22 protein-coding genes, 2 tRNA genes and 1 pseudogene are annotated in these 22789 nt (G+C 65.4%); 11 read left to right on the top strand and 14 right to left on the bottom strand.

Translation table 11 applies throughout. The annotated features are described in order from the left end of the window. Positions 1 to 16: 16 nt before the first annotated feature. From QM019_RS01025 to QM019_RS01015, 3 genes are read right to left on the bottom strand one after another with little or no spacing between them, the layout of a single operon-like run. Positions 17 to 469, bottom strand: a complete 453-nt coding sequence (locus QM019_RS01025) for a reverse transcriptase-like protein (RefSeq protein WP_282851516.1) — start codon at positions 467 to 469, stop codon at positions 17 to 19. Then, a complete protein-coding gene (locus QM019_RS01020; RefSeq protein WP_125105985.1) occupies positions 469 to 1203 on the bottom strand; it encodes a zinc ribbon domain-containing protein in 735 nt (244 codons plus the stop codon). The genes QM019_RS01025 and QM019_RS01020 overlap by 1 nt, the downstream gene beginning before the upstream one ends. Positions 1204 to 1209: 6 nt before the next feature. Then, on the bottom strand, positions 1210 to 2064 hold the full coding sequence (locus tag QM019_RS01015) for a Nif3-like dinuclear metal center hexameric protein (protein ID WP_282851515.1): 855 nt from the start codon (positions 2062 to 2064) through the stop codon (positions 1210 to 1212). 44 nt (positions 2065 to 2108) lie between these two features. Between QM019_RS01015 and QM019_RS01010 the strand changes: the two genes are divergently transcribed. The 3 genes from QM019_RS01010 (at position 2109) to QM019_RS01000 (ending at position 4989) form a co-directional block, all read left to right on the top strand. Continuing rightward, positions 2109 to 2600, top strand: coding sequence for a PH domain-containing protein (locus QM019_RS01010; protein WP_282851514.1), 492 nt, complete (start codon positions 2109 to 2111; stop codon positions 2598 to 2600). A gap of 2 nt (positions 2601 to 2602) precedes the next feature. Beyond that, positions 2603 to 3169 carry an adenine phosphoribosyltransferase gene (locus tag QM019_RS01005; RefSeq protein WP_282851513.1) on the top strand — a complete coding sequence of 189 codons (567 nt, stop codon included), beginning with the start codon at positions 2603 to 2605 and terminating at the stop codon, positions 3167 to 3169. A 428-nt stretch (positions 3170 to 3597) separates the two neighbouring features. Beyond that, a complete protein-coding gene (locus tag QM019_RS01000) occupies positions 3598 to 4989 on the top strand; it encodes an APC family permease (RefSeq protein WP_282851544.1) in 1392 nt (463 codons plus the stop codon). Here the strand turns inward: QM019_RS01000 and QM019_RS00995 are convergent. From QM019_RS00995 to QM019_RS00985, 3 genes are all read right to left on the bottom strand, one after another. Continuing rightward, positions 4986 to 5303 carry a hypothetical protein gene (locus QM019_RS00995; RefSeq protein ID WP_282851512.1) on the bottom strand — a complete coding sequence of 106 codons (318 nt, stop codon included), beginning with the start codon at positions 5301 to 5303 and terminating at the stop codon, positions 4986 to 4988. The genes QM019_RS01000 and QM019_RS00995 overlap by 4 nt on opposite strands. 293 nt (positions 5304 to 5596) lie before the next feature. Further along, positions 5597 to 5670: transfer RNA gene (locus QM019_RS00990), tRNA-Val, on the bottom strand. A gap of 20 nt (positions 5671 to 5690) precedes the next feature. Beyond that, a complete protein-coding gene (locus QM019_RS00985; protein WP_282851511.1) occupies positions 5691 to 6161 on the bottom strand; it encodes a redoxin domain-containing protein in 471 nt (156 codons plus the stop codon). 164 nt (positions 6162 to 6325) lie between these two features. Here QM019_RS00985 and aceE point away from each other — a divergent pair, with 164 nt between their 5' ends. From aceE to QM019_RS00955, 6 genes are all read left to right on the top strand, one after another. After that, positions 6326 to 9055, top strand: a complete 2730-nt coding sequence (gene aceE, locus QM019_RS00980; protein ID WP_282851510.1) for a pyruvate dehydrogenase (acetyl-transferring), homodimeric type — start codon at positions 6326 to 6328, stop codon at positions 9053 to 9055. 18 nt (positions 9056 to 9073) lie between these two features. After that, on the top strand, positions 9074 to 10285 hold the full coding sequence (locus tag QM019_RS00975; RefSeq protein WP_282851509.1) for a PucR family transcriptional regulator: 1212 nt from the start codon (positions 9074 to 9076) through the stop codon (positions 10283 to 10285). A 51-nt stretch (positions 10286 to 10336) separates the two neighbouring features. Then, the gene (locus QM019_RS00970) at positions 10337 to 11263 is read left to right on the top strand and encodes an ACP S-malonyltransferase (RefSeq protein WP_282851508.1); all 927 of its coding nucleotides are present in this window, start codon (positions 10337 to 10339) and stop codon (positions 11261 to 11263) included. Further along, positions 11260 to 12261, top strand: coding sequence for a beta-ketoacyl-ACP synthase III (locus tag QM019_RS00965; RefSeq protein WP_282851507.1), 1002 nt, complete (start codon positions 11260 to 11262; stop codon positions 12259 to 12261). The genes QM019_RS00970 and QM019_RS00965 overlap by 4 nt, the downstream gene beginning before the upstream one ends. A 60-nt stretch (positions 12262 to 12321) precedes the next feature. After that, a complete protein-coding gene (locus QM019_RS00960) occupies positions 12322 to 12573 on the top strand; it encodes an acyl carrier protein (RefSeq protein WP_249387901.1) in 252 nt (83 codons plus the stop codon). 90 nt (positions 12574 to 12663) lie between these two features. After that, positions 12664 to 13917 (top strand): beta-ketoacyl-[acyl-carrier-protein] synthase family protein, encoded by a 1254-nt coding sequence (locus tag QM019_RS00955; RefSeq protein ID WP_282851505.1) that lies wholly within the window; start codon positions 12664 to 12666, stop codon positions 13915 to 13917. Between the two features lie 83 nt (positions 13918 to 14000). Here QM019_RS00955 and QM019_RS00950 read toward each other — a convergent pair whose 3' ends face one another. From QM019_RS00950 to glgP, 3 genes are all read right to left on the bottom strand, one after another. Continuing rightward, on the bottom strand, positions 14001 to 15152 hold the full coding sequence (locus QM019_RS00950) for a DUF2207 family protein (RefSeq protein ID WP_282851504.1): 1152 nt from the start codon (positions 15150 to 15152) through the stop codon (positions 14001 to 14003). 9 nt (positions 15153 to 15161) lie between these two features. After that, the gene (locus QM019_RS00945) at positions 15162 to 15665 is read right to left on the bottom strand and encodes a DUF3145 domain-containing protein (protein WP_164509688.1); all 504 of its coding nucleotides are present in this window, start codon (positions 15663 to 15665) and stop codon (positions 15162 to 15164) included. A gap of 164 nt (positions 15666 to 15829) precedes the next feature. Continuing rightward, positions 15830 to 18379, bottom strand: a complete 2550-nt coding sequence (glgP, locus tag QM019_RS00940) for an alpha-glucan family phosphorylase (RefSeq protein ID WP_282851503.1) — start codon at positions 18377 to 18379, stop codon at positions 15830 to 15832. A 92-nt stretch (positions 18380 to 18471) separates the two neighbouring features. On the opposite strand from glgP, the gene QM019_RS00935 reads away from it, so the two are divergent. Then, positions 18472 to 18545: transfer RNA gene (locus tag QM019_RS00935), tRNA-Ile, on the top strand. Between the two features lie 129 nt (positions 18546 to 18674). Here the strand turns inward: QM019_RS00935 and QM019_RS00930 are convergent. The 3 genes from QM019_RS00930 to QM019_RS00920 form a co-directional block, all read right to left on the bottom strand. Then, positions 18675 to 19667, bottom strand: a complete 993-nt coding sequence (locus QM019_RS00930; protein WP_282851502.1) for a DDE-type integrase/transposase/recombinase — start codon at positions 19665 to 19667, stop codon at positions 18675 to 18677. Positions 19668 to 19681: 14 nt separating this feature from the next. Then, a complete protein-coding gene (locus QM019_RS00925; RefSeq protein ID WP_241209195.1) occupies positions 19682 to 19897 on the bottom strand; it encodes a hypothetical protein in 216 nt (71 codons plus the stop codon). Between the two features lie 747 nt (positions 19898 to 20644). Further along, the gene (locus tag QM019_RS00920; RefSeq protein WP_282851501.1) at positions 20645 to 20905 is read right to left on the bottom strand and encodes a hypothetical protein; all 261 of its coding nucleotides are present in this window, start codon (positions 20903 to 20905) and stop codon (positions 20645 to 20647) included. A 96-nt stretch (positions 20906 to 21001) separates the two neighbouring features. Between QM019_RS00920 and QM019_RS00915 the strand changes: the two are divergent. Further along, positions 21002 to 21166: pseudogene (locus QM019_RS00915) on the top strand (DUF6766 family protein); the annotation flags it as partial. Positions 21167 to 21312: 146 nt separating this feature from the next. On the opposite strand, the gene QM019_RS00905 reads toward QM019_RS00915, so the two are convergent. Further along, entirely contained in the window at positions 21313 to 21636 is a 324-nt protein-coding gene (locus QM019_RS00905) for a Rieske (2Fe-2S) protein (RefSeq protein WP_282851500.1), read from the bottom strand. Beyond that, the gene (locus tag QM019_RS00900) at positions 21633 to 22694 is read right to left on the bottom strand and encodes an NAD(P)/FAD-dependent oxidoreductase (protein WP_282851499.1); all 1062 of its coding nucleotides are present in this window, start codon (positions 22692 to 22694) and stop codon (positions 21633 to 21635) included. Before QM019_RS00900 ends, QM019_RS00905 begins: the two co-directional genes overlap by 4 nt. Between the last annotated feature and the right edge of the window lie 95 nt (positions 22695 to 22789).

Raw genomic sequence — 22789 nt, 5'->3', positions numbered from 1 at the left:
GCGTGCGGCGCATAGCTCAGAACAGCGAGTCGCCCGCGAGGGGATTCGGGCCCTGGTACTCGGCGGGGTGGTCCATCGCGGCGTTCGCCGCCGCATCCGCCCGGGAGTTCTGCGCGCGGGGTACCCACGTGAAGCGAACCTGCCGTGAGCCGATGAGGTCGCGCGCGATTGCAGCGAGCTTCTGCATGTCGGGGTGCTTGATCTTCCAGCGGCCAGACATCTGCTCGACGACAAGCTTCGAGTCCATCCGCACCTCGACCTGTGCCTGCGGGTCGATGCGGTAGGCCGCTTCGAGCCCGAGCACGAGGCCCGTGTACTCGGCGACGTTGTTGGTGCAGACGCCGAGCGAGCGCGAGATGGTTTCGAGGACCTCGCCGGTGTCGGCATCGATGATGACCGACCCGGAACCGCCCGGCCCGGGGTTGCCGCGAGATCCGCCGTCGGCCTCAACGACGAGGTTGCGCGGCATCAGACGTCCGACCGCTCGGTACGCACGAGAATCGCGCCGGTCATGGGGCAGAACAGCACCTCGTCGGCGGTCGCGCGACGCACGTTCGCCATGTCCACGACCTCGAGGGTCTCGTTCGAGGCCATCGAGACGTTACCCACGAGCTCGGCAGCGCCGATGCCGACCTTGCCGCGCACTTCTTCGTAGAGCGCGACGAGCTCTGCCGGGATGCCGCCAAGCAGCAGGCGACGCGCCGTGCCCAGCTCCTTCGCCTCGACCTGCAAGTTGACTCGGGCCAGGTCGCGCCGCTCGAGGAGGTCGCTCGCCTCGGCCTCGAGGGTGCGCATCTCATCGTGCCGGGCCTCGTACGTCGCGGTGAGTGACTCGACCTGCTCCTCGAGTTCGAGTTGCTCGCCCTCGAGTCGGTCGCGGCGACGCTTCAGCGCGGCGATCTCTGTCTCGAACGCTGTGATCTCTTTGCTCGTGGTCGCGGTCGCAAGGCGGGCCTCGTCGGCGTGCTGGCGCTGCACGACGGTCTGTACGTCGGACTCGACACGGCGCAGCTGTGCCTGCGCATCCTCGAGTTCGCCGAGGGCCTGGGCCGCGGCGGCCCGGCGCGCGCGGCGTTCGCCCTCAATCTTTTCGAGGCTGAGCTGTTCGGGAATGTGCTTGGCGGTGTGCTGGAGCCGGCCCCGTTTGGCATCGAGATTGGCCAATTCGAGCAGGCGCAGCTGGTGCTGTTGTGAGGCCTTCATAGTTCTCTATTGTCCCTGACTTGAAGCGGATGTCGTGCGCTGCGGGATATGCCACATCCACGGATCCGTGTTGCGGGTCGAAACACGCACCTCGAGTTCGGGATGCGCGGCACGAAGGCGGTCGGCCAACCCGTCGAGCCAGAGCCATTCGCTTGCGAAGTGGGCGACATCGACGAGCGCGGGTCCCCCGCCGAGCAGCGACTGCTCGCGAGCCTCGGAAGCCGGGTGATGGCGCAGGTCCGACGTGAGGTAGACGTCGGCGCTCGTGACGAGCGGGTGCGCGAGCAGGCTATCGCCCGCGCCTGAGCAGCAGGCGACGCGGCGAATCGGTTGCTTCGGATCGCCAGCGACGCGCACTCCCCCTGCCGTCGGCGGCATGATGCGCGCGACCCGCTCGGCGAATTCGCGCAGGGTGATGGACTCGGCGAACTCCCCGATGAGGCCGATGCCGCGTTCCGGGCGGCTCGCGAGCGGCTCGATCGGCCGGCGGCTGTCGGCACTGACGCCGAGGCGATCGAAGATCGTGCCGGTCGGGCCCGTCTCAACGACATCGGCGTTGGTGTGCGCGGTGTGCAGGGCGCAGCCCTCTCGAATGAGTCGGGCGAGTAGCGCACCCTTGTAACGGTCCTCGCGCAGGGTTGTAATGCCGCGCAGTACCAGCGGATGGTGCGTCACCAGCAGTTGCGCGCCAAACTCGAGCGCCTCGTCCACGGTTGCCGAAACTGGGTCGACCGCGAGCAGCACTCGCGTTACCTCGGCGTCGGGATCGCCGGCTGCCGGGCCAACCGCATCCCACGGCTCGGCATCCGTCTCGGGAAATAGCGCGTCAAGGGTGGACTGCAATTGGCGCAAGCTCGTCATGTGTCGAGCGTAGCGTCGGCGGTCCCGGCGAGTACGCTGACGACATGGGAATCCCGCAACGCCTGCTCGGTGAAAATGAGCACGTCGTCTTCCATCTTCGAACCCACATCAAGCGCATCTTGGGCTGGTTGCTTCTCGGGCTACTCGTGCTGGTCGCCGCCATCGTCGGCACGATCTTGCTGCCGCCGGACGCGCAGCCGATCGGCAGCTACGTCATCTGGGGTGTCTGCGTCGTGGTGCTCATTCCCGTCGCGCTCGTGCCGTGGCTGAAGTGGCTCACCACGACCTACACGATCACGGACCGTCGCGTGATTACCCGCACCGGCATCTTCAACAAGCGCGGCCACGATATCCCGCTGCGCGGTATCTCGAATGTCGCGTACGAGCGGTCATTTATCGATCGCATCTTCCGCTGTGGCACGCTCGTACTCGAGACTTCGGCTGACAATCCGCTGCGCCTCGACGACATCCCGAATATCGAGCAGGTGCACGTGCGCATGACCGAACTGCTCCACCGCATCGGCCAAGGGGAGTAGGCGTGGCGCAGACGAACCTGGTGACACCTCAGCACGTCACCGCCCCCACACCGGCTGAACTTGCGGATGCGCTGGCGCACGTGGGCAGCATCCCCGACTACCCCGAACCGGGAGTGCTCTTCCGCGACGTGCTGCCGCTGTTTGCACAACCCGAGGCCTTCGACGTCGCGCTGCGCGCCCTCGTGGCGCCGTTTAACGGCACGTATGACGTCGTCGCGGGTGTCGAGGCCCGCGGATTCCTGATCGCCGGCGCCGTCGCGGCGCGAGTCGGCTGCGGTCTCGTGCCGATTCGCAAGGCCGGGAAGCTGCCCGCGCCCGCGGCATCCCGTTCATATGACCTCGAGTACGGCTCGGCCACGATCGAGATGCAGCGCGATGTCGCGCCCGGCACCCGAGTCTTGATTCTGGATGACGTGCTCGCGACCGGCGGCACGCTCGCGGCGAGCTGTGAGCTTGTGCGCGACCTCGGCTTTGTGGTCGCAGGCGTGGGCGCGTTGATCGAGCTGGCCGACCTCGCGGGCCGCTCCCGCCTCAAGGGTGAGTCGCTGCATACCGTCAAGGTGGTTTAGCCGGGTTCTGCCGACCTCGGGCGGCGGCTCGGGCAGCCCGCACCACCTCGGCGATCGCGGCTAGGCGCTCCGCATCCAAACCGACGATTTCCCGTCGAACATCTTCCTCGTCTTCTCCGACGGCGAGCGCGAGATCACCGTCACGGTGATGAGTGTCGAGTGTTCCTGACACTGACGTTTCAACGCTGCAGACGGCGGCAAAGGTCAAACCCTGTCGTCTGGTCGCGTTCTGTCGAATTGCTGCATAGCGTCGATCATTTTTATACGTACAAATATCGTTGTTAACCGTCCTAGTGTGGCCAAACCTCTATTAGAGTCCTGGCAATCCGTCTGTTCGCGGAGATGCTCCTGACTCCCAGAGTCCCTGCTAAAAGGATCCGCCTATGACCGCTGTTCAACAACAAGGAACCTTGCGTCGCAACCTGGGGATGTGGGCCATCGTCGGCCTCGGCCTCGGGTACATGACCCCCACTGTCGTATTCGACACCTTCGGTATCGTCTCCGACATCACCGACGGCACCGTGCCCATGGCCTACCTCGTAGCCCTCATCGTGATGGTCTTTACCGCTATCAGCTACGGCAAGATGGCTGGCGCCATTCCGAGCGCCGGCTCGGCCTACACCTATGTGCGTGAATCGATGCATCCCAACCTCGGCTTCATGGTTGGTTGGACCTCACTGCTCGACTATTTGCTGCTGCCGATGGTCAACGCGCTCATCATCCGCCTCTACATGGAGCAGATGTTCCCCGACGTTCCCGCGTGGATCTGGGTGGTGCTCTACTGCATCGGCGTGACGGCGCTCGTCGCCACGAGCATGCGCGGCACCTCGAACTTCAACGCGCTGCTGCTGATCTTCGCGGTCATCGTGATCCTCGTCTTCATCGGCCTCGTCATTCAACAGGTCCTCAGCGGAGAGGGCATGGGCACGCTGGTCAGCAGCCGGCCATTCGTGCACGAGGGACTCGACTCGCAGTCGCTGCTCATGGCCGCGACGGTGGTCTGCTTTAGCTTCATCGGCTTCGACGCGATCACGATGTACGCCGAGGAAGCTCGCGACTCGAAGACGATGCCGCGCGCGATTCTGCTCACCGTGATTATCGGTGGCGCAATCTTCTTCGTCGCGAGCTACTTCGCGCAGCTGCGGTTCCCCGACAACACCCCGTTCGGTGAGTTCACCGACGACCCGCTCCCCCAAATCGGTCTCATCATCGGGGGCCAGGTCTTCCAGGTCATCTTCGTCGCCGCGGGCTTCACCGCGACGCTCGCGTCGGGCCTCGCCTCGCACGCCTCGGTGTCGCGCATGCTGCTGGTCATGGGGCGCAACAACGTGTTCCCCCGCAAGTGGTTCGGTCGTATCAACGCGAAGAGCCACACGCCCGTGTTCAACGTCGTGCTCGTCGGAATCGTCTCGCTGTTGGCGATTGAGTTTTCGCTCGAACTCATTTCGGCCTTCATCAACTTTGGCGCGCTCATTGCCTTTAGCTTCGTGAACGCGTCGGTGATTGCGTACTTCGCATGGCGCAAGGGGTTGCGCAAGACCCCCGGCGACATCTTCAAGTACATCGTCATGCCGGGCATCGGTCTCGCGCTGACCGTCTTGCTCTGGCTCAACCTGCACCTCGAGGCACTGATCGGTGGCGGCATCTGGCTGGCGCTGGGCCTCGTCTACCTCGCCGTGATCACGCGTGGCTTCCGCAAGAAGGTCGTTGCCTTCGACGAGAACCAGCCTGTCACCGGGTTCAACAAGATCCCCGAGGGCATCGGCGACGACGACGGCGAGCTCGAGCCCGTCAGCGACGGATCGTCACCTCGTAACTAACCCAATCGCGCAAGTTCGACGTCGAGTGCCTGAGCAAAGGCCTCGACGTCGAACTCTGTGATGGTGGTTGGCGGCTTGGACTTCAGCACGTTCTGCCGCTCGCTCGCGGGCTGCACGATGATGCCGGGGTGCAGCATCCGTTCGCACACTAGTGCGGTCTCTTCGGTTGTTGGCTCGAGGGTCTCGCGGTCACGAACGAGCTCGACGCCCGGGTAGAGCCCACTGCCGTGCACGGCGCCGATCCACACGTGGCGTGCCTGCAGCTCCTGCATTAGCTCGGTGAAGCGGGTGCCGGCGCGGACGGCGCGCTCCATGACGCGCCCCTCATCGAGGAGGTCGAGTACCGCGGAGCCGACCGCACCGGGCGGGAGGCCGTTGCCCGAGGCCTTGGCGACCGTGATGATGTCGGGGCAGGCGCCGGCAAGCTCGGCGCTCCAGAAGTGGTTGCCGTGGGTGAGGAGAAGGCGATATGCAAACGGTCGAAGTTGGGACCGCGGTGATTCGGCAGTGAGTCGGTCGCAATTCGGGTGCCTCGGTGCGAATCGTGTGGGAAACGAGAGGAAGCAAGGCCTCGTATGCCAAGGTCTTGCTTCCTCAATTTCTTACGTGGGCCCGGAGGGACTCGAACCCCCGACCCTCTGGGTGTAAACCAGATGCTCTAACCAACTGAGCTACAGGCCCGCAGCGAATAACTATAGCGGCTACTCGGCGCCTGCCCATTCAATGCCGCGCAGGTGGTCGTGCAGCTCGCGCGACTCCCCCGCTGCCGTGCCCGCGACGAGTACGCGCGTGCCATCCGCTCGAATGGCCCAGCTGCGGCGCAGCGCCGTGCCGGCATGATCGTCGAACGACCCGAGGATCGACGCCAGCGACCCGTGCGGCCAGTGATCCGACACGCCGATGATTCGGCCGGATGCGTCTTCCGCCGCCAGCCACGCGGCAAGCGTCGCGGGGCTATCGCACGAGACGGCATAGACCTGCACGCCGAGTTGCTCTGCCCGGACAGCGAGCTCGCCGAGCTCACGAATTTCGCCCGAGCACAGCGGCGTGAAGGCGCCCGGAATAAAGACGAGGAGGCGAGGCGAGCCCGGCCCGAGCACGGTGACACGGTCACCGCGGTGCGTCGGCGCGGTGACCGGCTGGTCGCCCGAAACAGTAAAAGTCGGTTCCACGCAGCACAGCGTGGCAGCACATACTGCACATGATCTGAACTGGACGAATCATCAATCAAGCGCACAAATTCATTGTCGGAAGTCGCTAGGCTGTTGAGGTGGCGCAACATCGCAACCCGATGCGGCGTCTAGCACCGCGCTTCCTGACAACGAAAGAGGTCAACGTGGCACTCCACATCTCCGACCCGTATTCCGAGGACTACGTCGACACCGATCCGCAGGAAACTGCGGAATGGAAAGAATCTCTCGACGCGGTCATTGGCGAACGGGGCCACCAGCGTGCCCGCGAAGTCATGCTGGCGCTGCTCCAGCGCTCGCGCGAACAGCACCTGGGCGTGCCGATGCACCCGGTGACGGACTACATCAATACGATCGCGCCGGAAGATGAGCCGGAGTTCCCTGGCGATGAGTCGATTGAGCGCACCTACCGCCGCTGGATCCGCTGGAACGCGGCAATCACGGTGCAGAACTCGCAGAAGGCACACATCGGCGTTGGCGGTCACATCTCGTCGTACGCGGCGCAGTCGACCCTCTACGAGGTCGGTCTCAACCACTTCTTCAAGAGCTACGACCACCCGGCCGGCCCCGACCAGGTGTACTTCCAGGGCCACGCGGCGCCCGGTAACTACGCGCGGGCCTACCTCGAGGGTCGCCTCACGGAAGACAACCTCAACAGTTTCCGTCAGGAGGCCTCGAAGGCCCCGAACGGTCTGAGCTCGTACCCGCACCCGCGCCTCATGCCGGACTTCTGGCAGTTCCCGACGGTGTCGATGGGTCTCGGCCCGATGAACGCGATCTGGCAGGCGCAGTACAACAAGTACCTCACCAACCGTGGCATCAAGGACGCCTCGGGCTCGCACGTGTGGGCCTTCCTCGGCGACGGCGAGATGGATGAGCCCGAGTCGCGTGGCCAGCTGCAGATCGCGGCGAACTACGAGCTCGACAACCTCACCTTCGTCGTCAACTGCAACCTGCAGCGCCTCGACGGCCCCGTGCGCGGTAACGGCAAGATCGTGCAGGAGCTCGAGTCGTACTTCCGTGGTGCCGGATGGAACGTCATTAAGGTCGTGTGGGGCCGCGAGTGGGACGACCTCCTCGCCCGCGACAGCGAGGGCGCGCTCCTTCGCCTGATGAACGAAACCCCCGACGGCGACTTCCAGACCTACAAGGCTGAGTCGGGCAAGTACGTCCGGGACAACTTCTTCGGCCGCGACCCCGAGGCCCTCAAGCTCGTTGAGAACCTCAGCGACGACGACATCTGGGGCCTCAAGCGCGGTGGGCACGACTACCGCAAGGTCTACGCCGCCTACAAGGCAGCGCTAGAGCACAAGGGCCAGCCGACCGTCATCCTCGCGCACACGGTCAAGGGCTACGGTCTCGGCACGCACTTCGAGGGCCGCAACGCGACCCACCAGATGAAGAAGCTCACGCTCGCCGACCTCAAGAAGTTCCGCGACACGCTGCAGATTCCGATCGCCGACAAGGACCTTGAGGCCGACCTCTACAGCATCCCCTACTACAAGCCGGACGACTCCGACCCGGCCCTGCAGTACATGCTGGAGCGTCGCCGCGAACTCGGTGGCTTCGTGCCCGAGCGTCGCTCGAAGTACACGCAGATCGACCTCCCCGAGGAGAAGACCTACGCAATCGCGAAAAAGGGCTCGGGCAACCAGCCGGTCGCGACGACCATGGGCTTCGTGCGCCTGCTCAAGGACCTCATGCGTTCGGGCGAGTTCGGCAAGCGCATCGTGCCGATCATTCCCGACGAAGCCCGCACCTTCGGCCTCGACGCGTTCTTCCCGACCGCGAAGATCTACAACCCGCACGGCCAGCAGTACACCGCGGTTGACCGCGAACTGCTACTCGCCTACCGCGAGTCGCCGCAGGGCCAGCTCATGCACGTCGGCATCAACGAGGCTGGAGCGGTCGCATCGATGACCGCCGTGGGCACCTCGCATTCGGTGCACGGCGAACTCATGGTGCCGATGTACATCTTCTACTCGATGTTCGGCTTCCAGCGCACGGGCGACGGCTTCTGGGCCGCAGGCGACTCGCTCGCCCGCGGCTTCATCCTCGGTGCCACGGCTGGCCGTACCACCCTGACGGGTGAGGGTCTGCAGCACATGGACGGTCACTCGCACATCATCGCGAGCACCAACCCGGCCGTCGTGTCATACGACCCTGCCTACGTCTACGAGATCGGCCACATCATGCGCGCCGGTATCGAGCGCATGTATGGCGGAAACCACCCGGACCCGGACGTCATGTACTACATCACGATGTACAACGAGCCGATGGCGCAGCCGGCCGAGCCTGAGAACCTCGACGTCGACGGCGTCGTGAAGGGCATTTACTACCTGCGCGCTCCCGAGCTTGAGCAGGGCCCGCAGGCGCAGCTGCTTGCCTCGGGCGTGGCGGTGCCGTGGGCACTGCACGCACAGCAGATTCTCGCCGAGGAGTGGGGCGTTCGTGCCCACGTCTGGTCGGTCACGAGCTGGCAGGAGCTGCGCCGCGACGGCCTCGAGGCGAACGAGCACAACTGGACCAAGCCGTCCGAGGAAGCTCGCGTGCCGTACCTCCGCGACAAGCTGCAGAACTCGGAGGGCGTGTTCCTCGGCGTGAGCGACTTCAACCACCAACTGCCCGACATGGTGCGCGAGTTCATCCCCGGTGACTACGCGACCCTCGGCGCCGACGGCTTCGGTATCTCGGATACCCGCGCCGCCGCCCGCCGCTTCTACAAGATCGACGCGCACTCGATCGTCGTCCGCACGCTCTCGGAGCTCGCCCGCCGCGGTGAGGTCGACGCGAGCGTCGTGCAGACGGCCATCGACCGTTACGACCTCAACAACCCGGCGGCCGGCGAGTCCGGCTCGGCGGGTGGCGACGCCTAGGAAGCGCACCCGCGACCAATGACACCGAAGTTCGACAAAGATCGGGAGATTGCCTGGCTGCGCAGCATCACGGGCGACCTTGCCACGACGGTGCTGCGCCGGATGGAGCTCACGCTCCCCTGGTTCTCTGACATGCCGCCCGGCCGCCGCAGTGCGGTCGGCATGGTGGCGCAGTCGGGCATTTCCGCGATCGTGTCGTGGTTCGAAGACGACGGCGGGGCGCCGTGGGTCGCGCGGGACGTGTTCGACACGGCCCCGCGCGAACTCCTGCGCTCGGTGAGCCTGCAGCAAACGCTGCAGCTCATCCACGTCGTCGTCGACGTCTTTGAAGAGCGAGTTGCCAACGCCTCGCCCGAGATCCGCGAGGGCGTGTTGCGGTATTCGCGCGACATGGCCTTCGCGGCGGCCGAGGTCTACGCACGCGCGGCCGAACAGCGTGGGCTCTGGGATGCGCGCCTCGAGGCGCTTGTCGTCGACTCGATCCTCACGGGCGAGCATGACTCCGAGCTCCCGAGCCGCATTGCCGCCCTCGGCTGGAGTGGCCATGGCGAGGTGGCGGTGCTCGTCGGCACGACCCCGAAGGTCCTCGAGGTCGACCAACTGCGCCGCACGGCCCGCCACAACCAGACCGACCTCCTGGTCGGTGTACAGGGCAACCGCCTCGTGCTCGTTATTGGGCGCGCTAAGCCGAGCGACGAGTTTGAGGAGCCGCCGATCAGCTTTCTCGAGGTATCGCAGCTGCTCGAGGGCGGCTTCGGCGAGGGCCGCCTCGTACTTGGGCCCGAGGTGCCGAACGTGGTCAAGGCCGCGATGAGCGCCCGCGCCGCGCTGGCGGCTTTCTCGGTGGCCGGCGCGTACCGGCGGACCGATCGGCCCATCCTTGCCGACGATCTACTGCCCGAGCGCGCCCTCGCGGGTGACCCCCTCGCGCGGCAGGCGCTCGTGCAGCGTGTCTACCTGCCGCTCGCCGACCACCAGTCCGACCTGCTCACGACCCTCTGGTGCTACCTCGACAACGGCCGCTCACTCGAGGCCACCGCGCGCGAGCTGTTCGTGCATCCGAACACCGTTCGGTACCGCCTCAAGCGCATCAGCGAGGTCATTGGGTGGGACGCGACCGGCGCGCGCGAGGCCGTAATCCTGCAGTCCGCCCTGATCCTCGGCCGCATCGCCGATTCAAACTCCTATGACGGGCGCGCCACCCCGAAGCCGACAAAGCGTTCCCGCTAGCGTGGTTCGCAGCCACTTCCCGCAATTGACCACCCGAAGAAACGCAGATACATGACCATCATTACCTTCCCCGGTCAGGGGTCGCAGAAGCCCGGCTTTCTGGGCCCGTGGCTCGCGACGCCCGAACGCCGAGACACGCTGGCGCAGCTCAGCGACGCGGTTGGCGTTGACCTCGTTCGCCACGGCACCGAGTCGGACGCCGAGACGATCCGCGACACCGCGATCGCGCAGCCGCTCATTGTTGCCGCCGGCATCCTGACCTGGGATGTCCTGGTCGCGTCGGGCGCCGACCTCTCGGGTGTCGAGGTGGCGGGCCACTCGGTGGGCGAGATCGCCGCGGCGTACGCCGCCGGGGTGTTTGACGCAGCCACCGCGCTCGCGTTCGTGTCGCGACGCGCGACGCTCATGGCCGAGGACGCCGCGAAGCAGACTACGGGCATGTCCGCTGTCCTCGGCGGCAGCGAAGACGAGGTGCTCGCACGCCTCGCCGAGCTCGAACTCGAACCAGCCAACTTCAACGGTGCCGGACAGATCGTCGCCGCAGGCGACCCGGATGCGCTCGAGCAGCTTCGCGCCGAGCCCGCCAAGGGCACCCGCGTGATTCCGCTCAAGGTCGCCGGCGCGTTCCACACTCGCTACATGGCGGATGCACACGAGCAGCTTGCTGCGTCGGCCGGCGGATTCGCGGTGAACGACCCGAAGCTTCGTCTCTACACGAACTATGACGGCACCCGAGTCGACTCGGGCAGCCGCTACCTTGAGTTGCTTATTGACCAGGTGAACCGCCCCGTTCATTGGGACGCCTGCATGGCCGCGTTTGTGGAGGCCGGGCACACGACGCTCGTCGAGGCCGCACCCGCGGGCACGCTCGTCGGGCTCGCGAAGCGTGGCATGAAGGGCACGAACGGCATCGCCGTGAACGTTCCCGAAGACATTGACGCGGTAGTTGCCGCACTGGCCGCAGAGGATGCAGCATGAGCCCGAAACTCCACCAGGCAACTGGCCCCCAGTTCACCCGTATTCACAGCATCGGCGCGTACCGCGGCGAACTGACGGTCACGAACGACGACATCGCTGGGCCGATCAACTCGTCTGACGAGTGGATCCGCCAGCGCACGGGTATTATTTCGCGCCAGCGCGCCACTGACGACGTCAATGTCATCGACATGGGCATTCGCGCGGGCCAGGAGGCCATCGACAAGGCGGGCATTGAGCCGAGCCAGATCGGCGCCGTCATCGTCGCCACGGTCACCAACGTGATGCAGACGCCGGCCGCCGCCACTCGCGTCGCTGACGGCCTCGGCGCCACGCCCGCCGCGGCGTACGACATTTCGGCCGGCTGCGCCGGGTACTGCTACGCGGTCACTCAGGCCGACGCCCTCATCCGTGCCGGTGTCGCCGAGTACGTACTGGTGGTCGGCGCCGAGAAGCTGTCGGACGTCATCTCCCCCACCGATCGTTCCATCTCCTTCCTGCTCGGCGACGGTGCGGGCGCGGCGCTCATTGGTCCGTCCGACGAGCCCGGCATTGCCGAGTCAGTCATCGGTTCCGACGGCAGCAAGTGGGACGCGGTTTCGATGAGCAGCCCGCTGCAGGACTACCGTCGCGGCGAGGCCGAGTGGCCCACGCTCCGCCAGGACGGCAAATCCGTGTTCCGCTGGGCTGTGTGGGAGATGGCGAAGGCGGCGCGCGAAGCGCTTGATCGCGCTGGCGTGACGGTCGATGACCTCGCCGCGTTCATCCCACACCAGGCGAACATGCGCATCGTCGACGAGTTCGCGAAGCAGCTCGGCGTGCCCGAGACCGTGGCGATCGCTCGCGATATCGAGACGATGGGCAACACCTCGGCGGCATCAATTCCGCTCGCGACGCACCGTTTGCTCGAAGAGCACCCCGAGCTGTCGGGTGGCCTCGCACTGCAGATCGGCTTCGGCGCCGGCCTCGCCTATGCGGCGCAGGTCGTTCGACTGCCCTAACGGGCCCACAGCTCTCACCGACCCCCAATCAAACCAACCACCCATAACAAGGAGAACACCATGGCACTTTCGAACGAAGAGATCCTGGCCGGCCTCGCCGAGCTCGTGAACGAAGAGACCGGCATTGCGGCTGACACCGTGACCGGCGACAAGTCGTTCACCGACGACCTTGACATTGACTCGATCTCGATGATGACGATCGTCGTCAACGCCGAGTCGAAGTTCGACGTCGAGATTCCCGACGCCGAGGTCGAGAACCTCAAGACCGTGCAGGACGCGGTCGACTTCATCGCCAAGGCCCAGGAGGCCTAGCGAGCCCGTGGTGGCCGCCCGAGCTGTTTGCGGCCACCACGGTTCGTTTCACCCCCACTGGCCCTGTCTCCTCGAGGAAAAGCTACGTTCATGACGAAAAAGATCGTGATCACGGGTATCGGTGCGTTCACGCCGCTGGCAACGGATGCACCCGGCACCTGGGAGGCACTGCTGCGCGGCGAGTCCGGCGCACGTACGTTGCCCGCCGAGACCACGCAGAAGTACGAGATCGACCTGCCGGTGAAGTTTGCTGCGACGGTCAAGGAATCTCCGAGTGAGATCCTGGGTCGCGTGCAGGCCAAGCGGCTGGACCCGTCGAGCCAATACGCGCTCATCGCGGGCCGCGAGGCCTTCGCCGACGCGGGTCTCGAGAAGGGCGCGATCGAGCCGCAGCGGCTCCTCGTCGACTGGGCTACCGGCATCGGTGGCGTCTGGACCCTGCTCGACGCCTGGGACACCTTGCGTGAGCGCGGTGCCCGCCGAGTGCTCCCACTGACTGTTCCCATGCTCATGCCGAACGGGCCCGGGGCCGCGATCGGTATGGACCTCGAAGCCCGCGCCGGCATCCGCACCGTCGTGTCGGCCTGTGCCTCGAGCACCGAGTCGGTCATCAACGCGTACGATCACCTGCAGGCTGGCCTTGCAGACGTCGTCATCGCCGGTGGTTCTGAGGCTGCGGTGCACCCTCTGCCCATCGCCGCGTTTGCCGCGATGCAGGCGCTGTCGAAGCGTAACGACGACCCGGAGCACGCTTCGCGGCCGTACGACCGCGACCGCGACGGCTTCGTGCTCGGCGAGGGCGCGGCCGCGCTCGTACTCGAGACCGAAGAGCATGCGCTCGCCCGTGGAGCGAAGATCTACGCCGAGGTCGCGGGCGGCGGCGTGACGGCCGACGCCTACCACATCACGGCACCCGAGCCCGAGGGGGAGGGCGCTGCCCGAGCCGTCGAGGAGGCACTCAAGATCGCCGGCGCATCGCCCGAGGACGTCGTGCACATCAACGCGCACGCTACCTCGACCCCGGTGGGTGACATCGCCGAGTACAACGCGTTCAAGCGCGTGCTTGGCGACCACATTCACTCGGTGCCGGTTTCGGCGACGAAGGGCTCGACCGGTCACCTGCTCGGCGGCGCCGGTGCGATCGAGGCGATGTTCACGGCGCTCGCATTGCACAACAACGTGCTGCCTCCGACGATCAACATCGAGAACCTCGACGAGGAGATCCCGCTTGACGTGGTCACCTCGGCTCGCGAGGTTGCGCTCACCCCCGGCGCGCTCGCTATCTCGACGTCGTTTGGTTTCGGCGGCCACAACGCCGTGCTTGCGCTGCGCAAGTACGCGTAACGCACCACATTGACGGATGGCCGGGGCTCTTGTGAGCCCCGGCCATCCGTCGTTTTCTTGCCTGCGTGCGCCACAGCTCGCGCCTAGTCGGCTCGCCCAGCGAAGGAGGCGATCGTTCCGATCACGCGCAGAACCTGCCCGATAATCGAGAGCACCTCCATCACGATGACGATGCCCTCCATCGTGGTGCTGACGGCCTCGAGGTTCTGGGCGCGGATGCCGGCGGCGTCGAAGTGCGCGAACTCATTGGCCCATTGACGTTCCTGGCCGAAGAGCACGGCGTACGGCAACAGTTCTTCGGTGAGGATGATCTGGTCGAGCTGAAATTGCTCGAGAGCGTTGGGCGCCTGCGGTACGCGTGGCAGTCCGAGCGCGTGCCCCGCCGGCGTGAGGTCGCCGACCGGGTCGCGCAGCGCCGTCTGCGGCGTCTGTGTGAATCGGAGTCGCTCCTGTTCGCCGAGGCGAACGTATTCGCGGAGGCCGGCGAGCCTGACACGTAATTCTTTACCTGCGGCGGTAAAGCGAAGAATTGGTGGCGCGGCGAGAAAAAGAATGAAGAAATAGCCGACGAGGAATAGCGGCGCGACCACGACAAACCACCAGGCGCCGTCCAAGATAGCGCCAAGGATGAGTAGCGCGAGTACGGCGAAGCTGAGCAGGAATAGCAGCGACAGCGTTGCGAGAAAAAACCCGTTTTGCAGACGTTTCGCGAGGCCCGCATCCCGGAGCGACTGGCGTGCATTGTCAAAGTAGCGCGCGAGCTGCCGACGCTGATACCGGCGATCCGCCCCGCGGCCCTTGAGGAAGTAGATGTCGGGTAGCTGCTGACCGTTGCTGGCGGTGATACCAAGTTCGGCGAGGCCCTCGCTGTAGCGACGTTGTTGTCGCTCTGTGGGGCGTGTGGGGCGGAGGCAGTCGAGCAGCATCCGCTCTTGCGTCGTCAGTCCATTGCCGAGCATCGCCTCGAGCGCAACCGGGCCCCGGTCTCCGCTCGGCGCGAGCACCCGGACTCGCCCCTTGACCGCGAGGCCCACGAACGCGGCGCCAATCAGCCGGCGATCAGCACGCGTGAGGAGGCCATGCGTGATGATGTCGCCCTCGGGCGGCACGTACTCGGCGATGCGGTGCTTGGGCAGCCCGGAGGCGGCAGCCCGAGACCACAGGGCGACTCCGAGCATGACCGCTCCCCAGGCGGTGAGCAGGATCAAATAGCCGCCGATATCGCTGGAGTCCACTCGCCGATGCTAGCCGACGCGGTGCATCCAGACGACTGGGCTCTCGTCACCGGCGGTGCGGAAGGGCTCGAGTTCGTCGTCCCAGGCCTGGCCGAGGGCGAGCGAGAGTTCGCGGTGGAGCTCGGTCGCGTTGCCGCCGGCGATCTCCATCGCGTAGCGAATGCGGTCTTCGGGCACGACCATGTTGCCCGACATGTCGACCTGCGCGAAGAAGATGCCAAGGCCGGGCGTGTGCATCCAGCGTCCGCCGTCGGTGTTCGCGCTCGGGTCTTCGGTTACTTCGAACCGCAGGTGCTCCCAGCCGCGCAGTTGCGACGCGATTGCCGCAGCGGTACCGGGGGTGCCGCGCCACGCGAACTCCGCACGAACCGAGCCCGGAATCACCGGCTGTGGAATCCACGGCAGGTTAGTGGGCTCGCCGATCGCCCGGCCAAGCCCCCACTCAACGTGTTGGCAAAGCGCGCGCGGTGCGGAGTGTACGTAGAGCACACCCTGAGTTGTTGGTGCAGCCATGTTGTCCTCCTGTTTCACGTGTGGTGCGTCTTCCCCTACGACCATTCGTGACTCAGGCATGCTGCCCGCCGATATTCAATTCGACTGTCGTCACAGGAATTATGCCCGACTTTATCGGTGAATTACAACCCTGTGATTTAGCCTGACGGCGTGTTGGAACCCGATTACCCCGGGAATCGAACGAGCCCCATTTCTGCGGGCGAACGCAGCAGTTCGTGATTCGGTACGACGCGCACGGTGTAGCCGAATTCACCGGTCTCGTTCGTGCGCACCGCGACCTCGTAGCGGCCCTCACCGAGCGGTACCATCGGCAGGCGCACCGGGTTTTCAAGCTCGCCGAACTCGCCAACGCGTCCGGCCACGCCCTCCACCAGAACATCCTCGGGCGAGAGCGAGCCGAGGTCGACTTGTGCCGAGATCCGCGCATCCTCGCCGGCCGTCGGGTTGCCGACCTCGTTGTGCACCTCGGTCACCGCGACGCCGTTCCAACCCGCGATGACGCGCTGCTGCCAGTCAGCGAAGCGTCGGCTGCGGTCGAGGTCAGCGGCGATGCGAGCGGTGCGGCCGGCTGGCAGGTAGAGCTGCTCGACGTAGTCGCGCACCATGCGCTCGGCGGCCACCTTCGGACCGACCTGCGACATCGAGCGGCGAACCTTGTCGACCCAGGCCTGCGGGATGCCCTGGCTGTCGCGGTCGTAGAACATGGGCACGATTTCGTGCTCGAGGATGTCGTAGAGGGCCTGTGCCTCCCACGCGTCGCGTTGGTGCGCATCCGCGTTCGACACTGTTGGGATCGTCCAGCCGAGCTCGTCGTCGGCGATCTCGTCCCACCAGCCGTCGGAGATCGACATGGTGAGGCAGCCGTTCATGACCGCCTTCATACCCGACGTACCCGAGGCCTCTTGAGGGCGGATCGGGTTGTTCAGCCAGATGTCCGATCCCGCGACAAGGAACTTGCCGAGCGAGATGTTGTAGTCGGGAATGAATACGATGCGGTCGCGCACGCCCGCGTCGTCGGCGAACTGCACGAGCTGCTGCAGGAGCTGCTTGCCCCCCATATCGGCCGGGTGTGCCTTGCCAGCGATCACGAACTGCACGGGGCGGTCTTCATTGAGCAGGATGCGCCGGAGGCGCTCGGGCTGCTGCAGCATGAGCGTGAGGCGCTTGTACGTCGAGACGCGGCGGGCAAAGCCGATCGTGAGCGCATCCGGGTTGAGGATGTTCTTAGTCCAGCCAAGCTCGGCCTCCTGTGCGCCGCGCTCCTCCCATGATTCGAGTGAAAGGCCACGCGCACGCTCGACGAGTTCTCGCCGGAGCTCGTTACGGATGCGCCAGAGCTCGGCCGAGCCAACCGCATCCGCGTTCTGCCAGCGGTCCGCGGTGGCGACGTCGCGACCGCCGGCCATCGAGTTGATGACCGACTTGATCGGGCCACGCGTCCAGGTGGGTACGTGCACGCCGTTGGTGATCGATGTAATCGGCACTTCGGCGACGTCGAAGTTCGGGTAGAGGTCCTTAAACATCTCGCGCGAGACCGCGCCGTGGAGCTTGGCAACGCCGTTCGCATACTGCGCGAGGCGCAGACCGAGGTGCGCCATGTTGAAGCGCTGCGGGTCGTCTTCGCCGCCGAGCTCGAGTACGCGGGCGACGGGCGCCCCGGCCGCGAGGCGCGACGTACCGTCGGCCAGCGGCTGCAGGTAGCGCTGTGCGAGGTGCATGTCGAAGCGGTCGATGCCCGCGGGCACCGGGGTGTGTGTCGTGAAGAGCGTGGATGCGCGCACGGTCGCGAGGGCGGTCTCGAACGACTCGCCCGCCGTGATGAGCTGGCCGATGCGCTCGATGCCGAGGAAGCCGGCGTGACCCTCGTTCATGTGGAACACGTCAGGCTGTGCGAGACCGCTGACCTCGCAGAAGCGCTGCACCGCGCGCACGCCGCCAACGCCGAGCACGAGTTCCTGCTTGATGCGGTGCTCGGCGTCGCCGCCGTAGAGGCGATCGGTGATGACCCGATAGTCCTCGGGGTTCTCGGGCAGGTTCGTGTCAAGCAGCAGCAGCGTGATGCGGCCGATTGCGGCGCGCCAGACGATGGCGTGCACCTCACGCTCGTCGGGGAAGTTCACCGAAATGCGCAGCTGCTCGCCGGTCTCGTCGAGCACCGGCGTGACCGCCAGATCGGCCGGGTTGTGGCGCTCGTAGCCCTCTTGCTGCCAGCCTTCGCGGCTCAGTGACTGGCTGAAGTAGCCGTAGGTGTAGAGCAGGCCGATGCCGATGAGCGGCACGCCGAGGTCGGAGGCCGACTTGAGGTGGTCGCCCGCCAGCACGCCGAGGCCGCCCGAATAAATGGGCAGCGACTGGTGCACACCGAACTCCATCGAGAAGTACGCGATGCTCGTCGCCGCGTCCTCACTACCGCGCGTGGTGCGCTCGAACCAGCGCTCGACACCGAGGTAGCCGTCAAGCTCGTCGATTTCGAACTGGAGGCGCTGCAGGAAGTCGGCGTCGGCCTCGAGCTCGGCGACGCGCTCGGCCGAAAGGCGCTGAAGCAGCGTGATGGGGTTGTGGCCGGTTGCCCTCCACAGCTGCGGGTCGATCGACTTGAACAGCTGGTGAGTCTGCTCGCGCCACGACCAGCGCAGGTTCATCGCCAACTTGCGCAGCGGCTGCAGCTTTTCGGGGAGGACGGGGGCAACGGTGAGCGTATCGAAGGCCTTCACGCATCCGAGCGTAGCCAGTTGCGGGTGAACGCGAAGCGAATCTTCGCGAATGCGAACAATCGGCAGATCGTCGCTAGAATTGCTCAGGTTGCGGGGCGGTAGCTCAGCTGGTTAGAGCAGTGGACTCATAATCCATCGGTCACGGGTTCAAGTCCCGTCCGCCCCACTATGTAGACCCCCGCGATCCGCATCAGGACGCGGATCGCGGCCCTTTAAGCAAACGCTAAGGTGGCCAAAATGGCCTCAAAATGCCCACTAAAATGCCCACTACCGCTCGTTGTCAAGCTGTGTTGAGTCACCGGGATGGTTGTTGGTCGGTTTGTGGTTTCCGGTGGTTGATCCCGACCAGCGTGGCGGGTGACGGGGTGCGGGGCCGGCGCGCGAAGCGCGCTGGATGCCGGTCGTAATACGCCTGGAGCGCCCGGTCCCGGATCTCCCATTTGCGTTCCCAGGAACCGTCACCGACCTCGGCCGGGGAAAACAACGCGATCCCCGTGTGCTTGTGGCTCGTGTTGTACCAACCCACGTAGCCAGCAACATAGGCACGCGCGTCCTCCAACGTGGCAAAGATCCGGGGATACCCGGGCCGATACTTCATCGTCTTGAACGCGGCCTCGCTGAACGGGTTATCGTTCGACACATACGGCCGGTTAAACGTGAGCGCGGCACCATGCCCGCGCAGCAGGTCCCGCAACACGGTCGAAGTCATCGTGGCCCCGTTATCCGCATGCACGACCCGCGGGGCGCCGTGCTGACGGATCGCGTCCTCGAACAACTCGACCGCGAGGTGGTCCGCCTCGCGATGCTCGACGCGATACCCCATGATCTCGCGGGAGAACACATCAATGATCTTGTACGCCTTGTAGCTCGTTCCCCGCCACGGCGAGTACAGATCCGTGATGTCCCACGACCACACCTGCCCAGGCCCGGTCGCGGTGAGCACGGGCGCGGCACGCGGCCCCCGATGGCTGGTCTTCTTCGGCGGGCTCGGCCGCAACACCTGGTCCTCGATACTCGCCCCGACCCGCCACCAACTCCTGCGCGACGCGAGCATCACGCCAGCGTCCCACGCCGTCGCGAACGCCCAGTCCACCGACTCACCCGCGGCCCACGCCAACTTGATCCGCTCCTCGATCCGTGCACGATCGGTCTCGCTAATCCTCGACGGATACGCCCGATCCGCCTGCCGGATCGGGGCCGTGACCCGCGCCCGCGCCCGCTGCCGGTACTGCCACGTCCCCCGCGACACCCCCGCCAGCAGCAGCGCTTGCCGCTGCGATCCCACCACGGTCGTGAGCGTGGTTACGAGCTCGTTCTCGGCCCGAATGAATCCCTCGGCTCGTTCGTCTCGACAGTGTCGGGCTCTTGCGCGTTCAACTGATGCAAGAGCCCGATAGCTTTTCCCAACGCCTCGTTCGTCGCCTCCAGCTCCCGCACCCGCTCCCTCAGGCGCTCGGTTTCCGCGGCATGCCGTTGCCGCTCGTTCACGAACTGTCGACGTTCGTTCTCGGTAGTCATAGCACTACCCTCTCGCGGAACCAGGCCCCGGTCGAGGTCCCCGTCTTCCACCGCGCTGCGCCATCGTCGGAACCGGTTCCAACTCACGCCCTGCTCCACCAGCCACGACCGCCGCGTGCCCCACGGCTGCCGCGCGTACTCGTATACAAACTCCCGGACCTCGTCATCGGTCCATCCCGGCGTGAGTGACATACTCCCTGCCCCTACTCTCGTGCTCCACGAATGACTCACAACCAGCCTGGCAAAGAGGGTACGAGGCCAGAATTGGGCACTTCGCTGCCCACTACACCCGCTGCGCGGTCGCCCGCGAGAAGTTATCGAACACGCTTCCATCGCGATGCCCACTACGTTCCCACGTGACGCCATGCTCGGGAGTCGACCATACGTTCGACGGATGCCCCCTAAAAACCCACTACGACGTTGCCCGCTCGCCTTCAACCCGCTGCGCCTGATAGTCGTGACATTGCCACCCGCGTTCTCTGGAGTCTTCCAGGCCCCGCGTAGGCAACACCCGGGGTGGAACCCTATATTCAGTTGTTGGGATACAACGCAGGCTCGCGCGCGGTCCCCGCTCGGTTAGGTGGTGGCTGGGCGGGACCGCGCCATACTTTTCCGGGCAGTGCGAGCAACGGCGATCGCACCCACCACAGGGCGCGGTGCAGAAGGTCGCGAGGTCGTCCCGCAATCGCGAACGAGGAATGTGCCGCGATGCTCGAAACGAGACACCGGGTGCCTCCGGCAGGCAGGTTAGCTGTGGACGTCGAAGCAGCAGGCGTACCCGGTAATGGGTGCGCCCGACTTCGGGGTTTTCGTGGTCACGCTCAGCGTGACATTGCTGCTTTCGGGTTCCGGGCGCGAAATCAGTGCAAGCACGTCGGTATTGTGCCCGCGAAGCACTTTCGACTTCACCACGAGTTCGGTGTATTCGCCGTGCTCGACCAATTCGCGTCCCGCGTCGCGGGCTTCTTTCAACGTCGAATAGGAATCGCCAACCTGCGTCGCGTGCACGCGGCAATTGCGGCGGCCTTGGCAAGGGCATCAAGGTCGCGCTCGTCGAGGTCGAGGATGCCACGGGTGATGGCGCTGTAGCGGTGGCTGAGGCGGGTGCTCTCGGCTGACTTCTGGAACCGCACGCTGCAGAACTGGCAATCCGAACTGCTCGCGGTGGGCTCGATGGTCGCCTTCTCGATCTTCTTACGACAGCGAGGTTCTGCCGAGTCCAAGCCGGTCGGCATGCCGCATCACTTATCGGCAATCGAATCCGAGTAGCTCTCGAGAGACGCGACACCTTACGCCTTGGTTTCCGGGTCTTCGACGGCTCCGAGACCATCGGCTGCCGGCCCTTCGAGCAGCTTGCCGTCAGCCGTGAAACGAGATCCGTGAAACGGGCAGTCCCAGCTGCGCTCGGGCCCGTTTCACTTCACGACTCCGCCCAGGTGCGGGCAGATGGCCGACACCCGGCAGAGCTCGCCATCTACTCGCGCGACGCCCACACGCGAAATCCCGTCACGCACGACGATGCCCTCTCCTTCACCTGGCGATTCGACCTCTTTCACCGACTTCAATTCGGCCTCCGCCCAGCCCGAAACCAGCTGAGCAGCGACCACCGCATTATTGTCGATCCCGTCTCGCAGCGTCGGCAGTCGCGATGTGTGTTCGTGCAACGTGTGTGCCCACTCCAATTGTCCGCCCAGGATGTCGGCCGTGACCGTCAGTGCTGCCGCCACGCCGTTTGTCATGCCCCCTTGTTGTATCCAGTCGCAGCGTAAACTCGCCCGCCGCCGCGCGGGAGCGCGCCGGCGAACGGGACGCAAGAGTGCGGTTGGTAATCTTGTGCCGCCCACCAGGCGATTCGCTCGCGCGGAGCGAACTGTTCCGCTGTCCAGTCGTCGAGTTTAGCGACTTCTCCGCGGGTGTCTCCCCCACGGCCGGTTACGTGCGATCCTCCGCCGACGACAAGCACCTCATTCCCGTCTGAGTCCTCGCCCGTCCTCAACGATCGCATCGGCTCACCGACTGAAACATACATGCCGCGCGGTATCTCGCTTTCGGGCATTCGATAGGCCGCGACGAAGGACCGGAAGGGCTTGAGCTTCGCGAAGAACCCGCCGCGGTCGAGAATCGGGATCCCGGTCGCCAGCACACAGACTTCGGCCCTGATCCTTCCAAAATTCGTTGTGATTTCGAGTCCACCGACGAGTTCATCGATTTCGTGGACTCGGCATCTTTCGATCAAAGTTCCACCTCGCTCCCGAAGCTCTCTGGCGAGCTCTGCGAGCATAGCCATCGGCTGGAGCTGCGCTTGATCCGGACGCATCAGTGCACCGGAGGTCTCGAACGGCAGCTTCGCATCGGAGGTTTCTTCGATGTCTATTCCCGCGAGGGCCGAAGCCTCCTTCTCCCGCTCGAGCCCTTCCAGGTTCGAGGGATCGACGGCGTAGGTGTACGGCGGGCGGCGATCTACTGAGAGGCCCCATGTTTCGAACTGTCGAAGCATCCAGGCCTGACCTTCTCGATTCGCTTCGGCGTACGCTTTCACGGTCTCCCCGTCACTGTGAAGTAGAACCTCCGAGAACGTTGTTCCCTGGAGCAAGCTCAGCTTTCCGGTGGTGTTGCCCGTCGTGACGTCGCCGCTCGGCCTCGCCTCTAACACAGTGACCCGTTGGCCCGCTCGTGCGAGCAACACAGCGGTGGTCAGCCCGGTGATGCCCGCTCCCACGACGACTGCATCACGCCGCCCCTCCTCGAATCCATCAGATCCGACCTCCGGTCCGGTGAGTTGCCATAACGAAGTCATGCCAGCGAGAGTAGGCGGCTCTTTACACCACGACGACCGTGTTGACAATGCCGCGCACCGCCGTCAGTATGACAGTAGGTTCAGTTCTACGGCTA

Source organism: Gulosibacter sediminis, assembly GCF_030011715.1.
GTDB lineage: Bacteria > Actinomycetota > Actinomycetes > Actinomycetales > Microbacteriaceae > Gulosibacter > Gulosibacter sediminis.
This window is presented reverse-complemented; position numbering and strand designations above follow the sequence as displayed.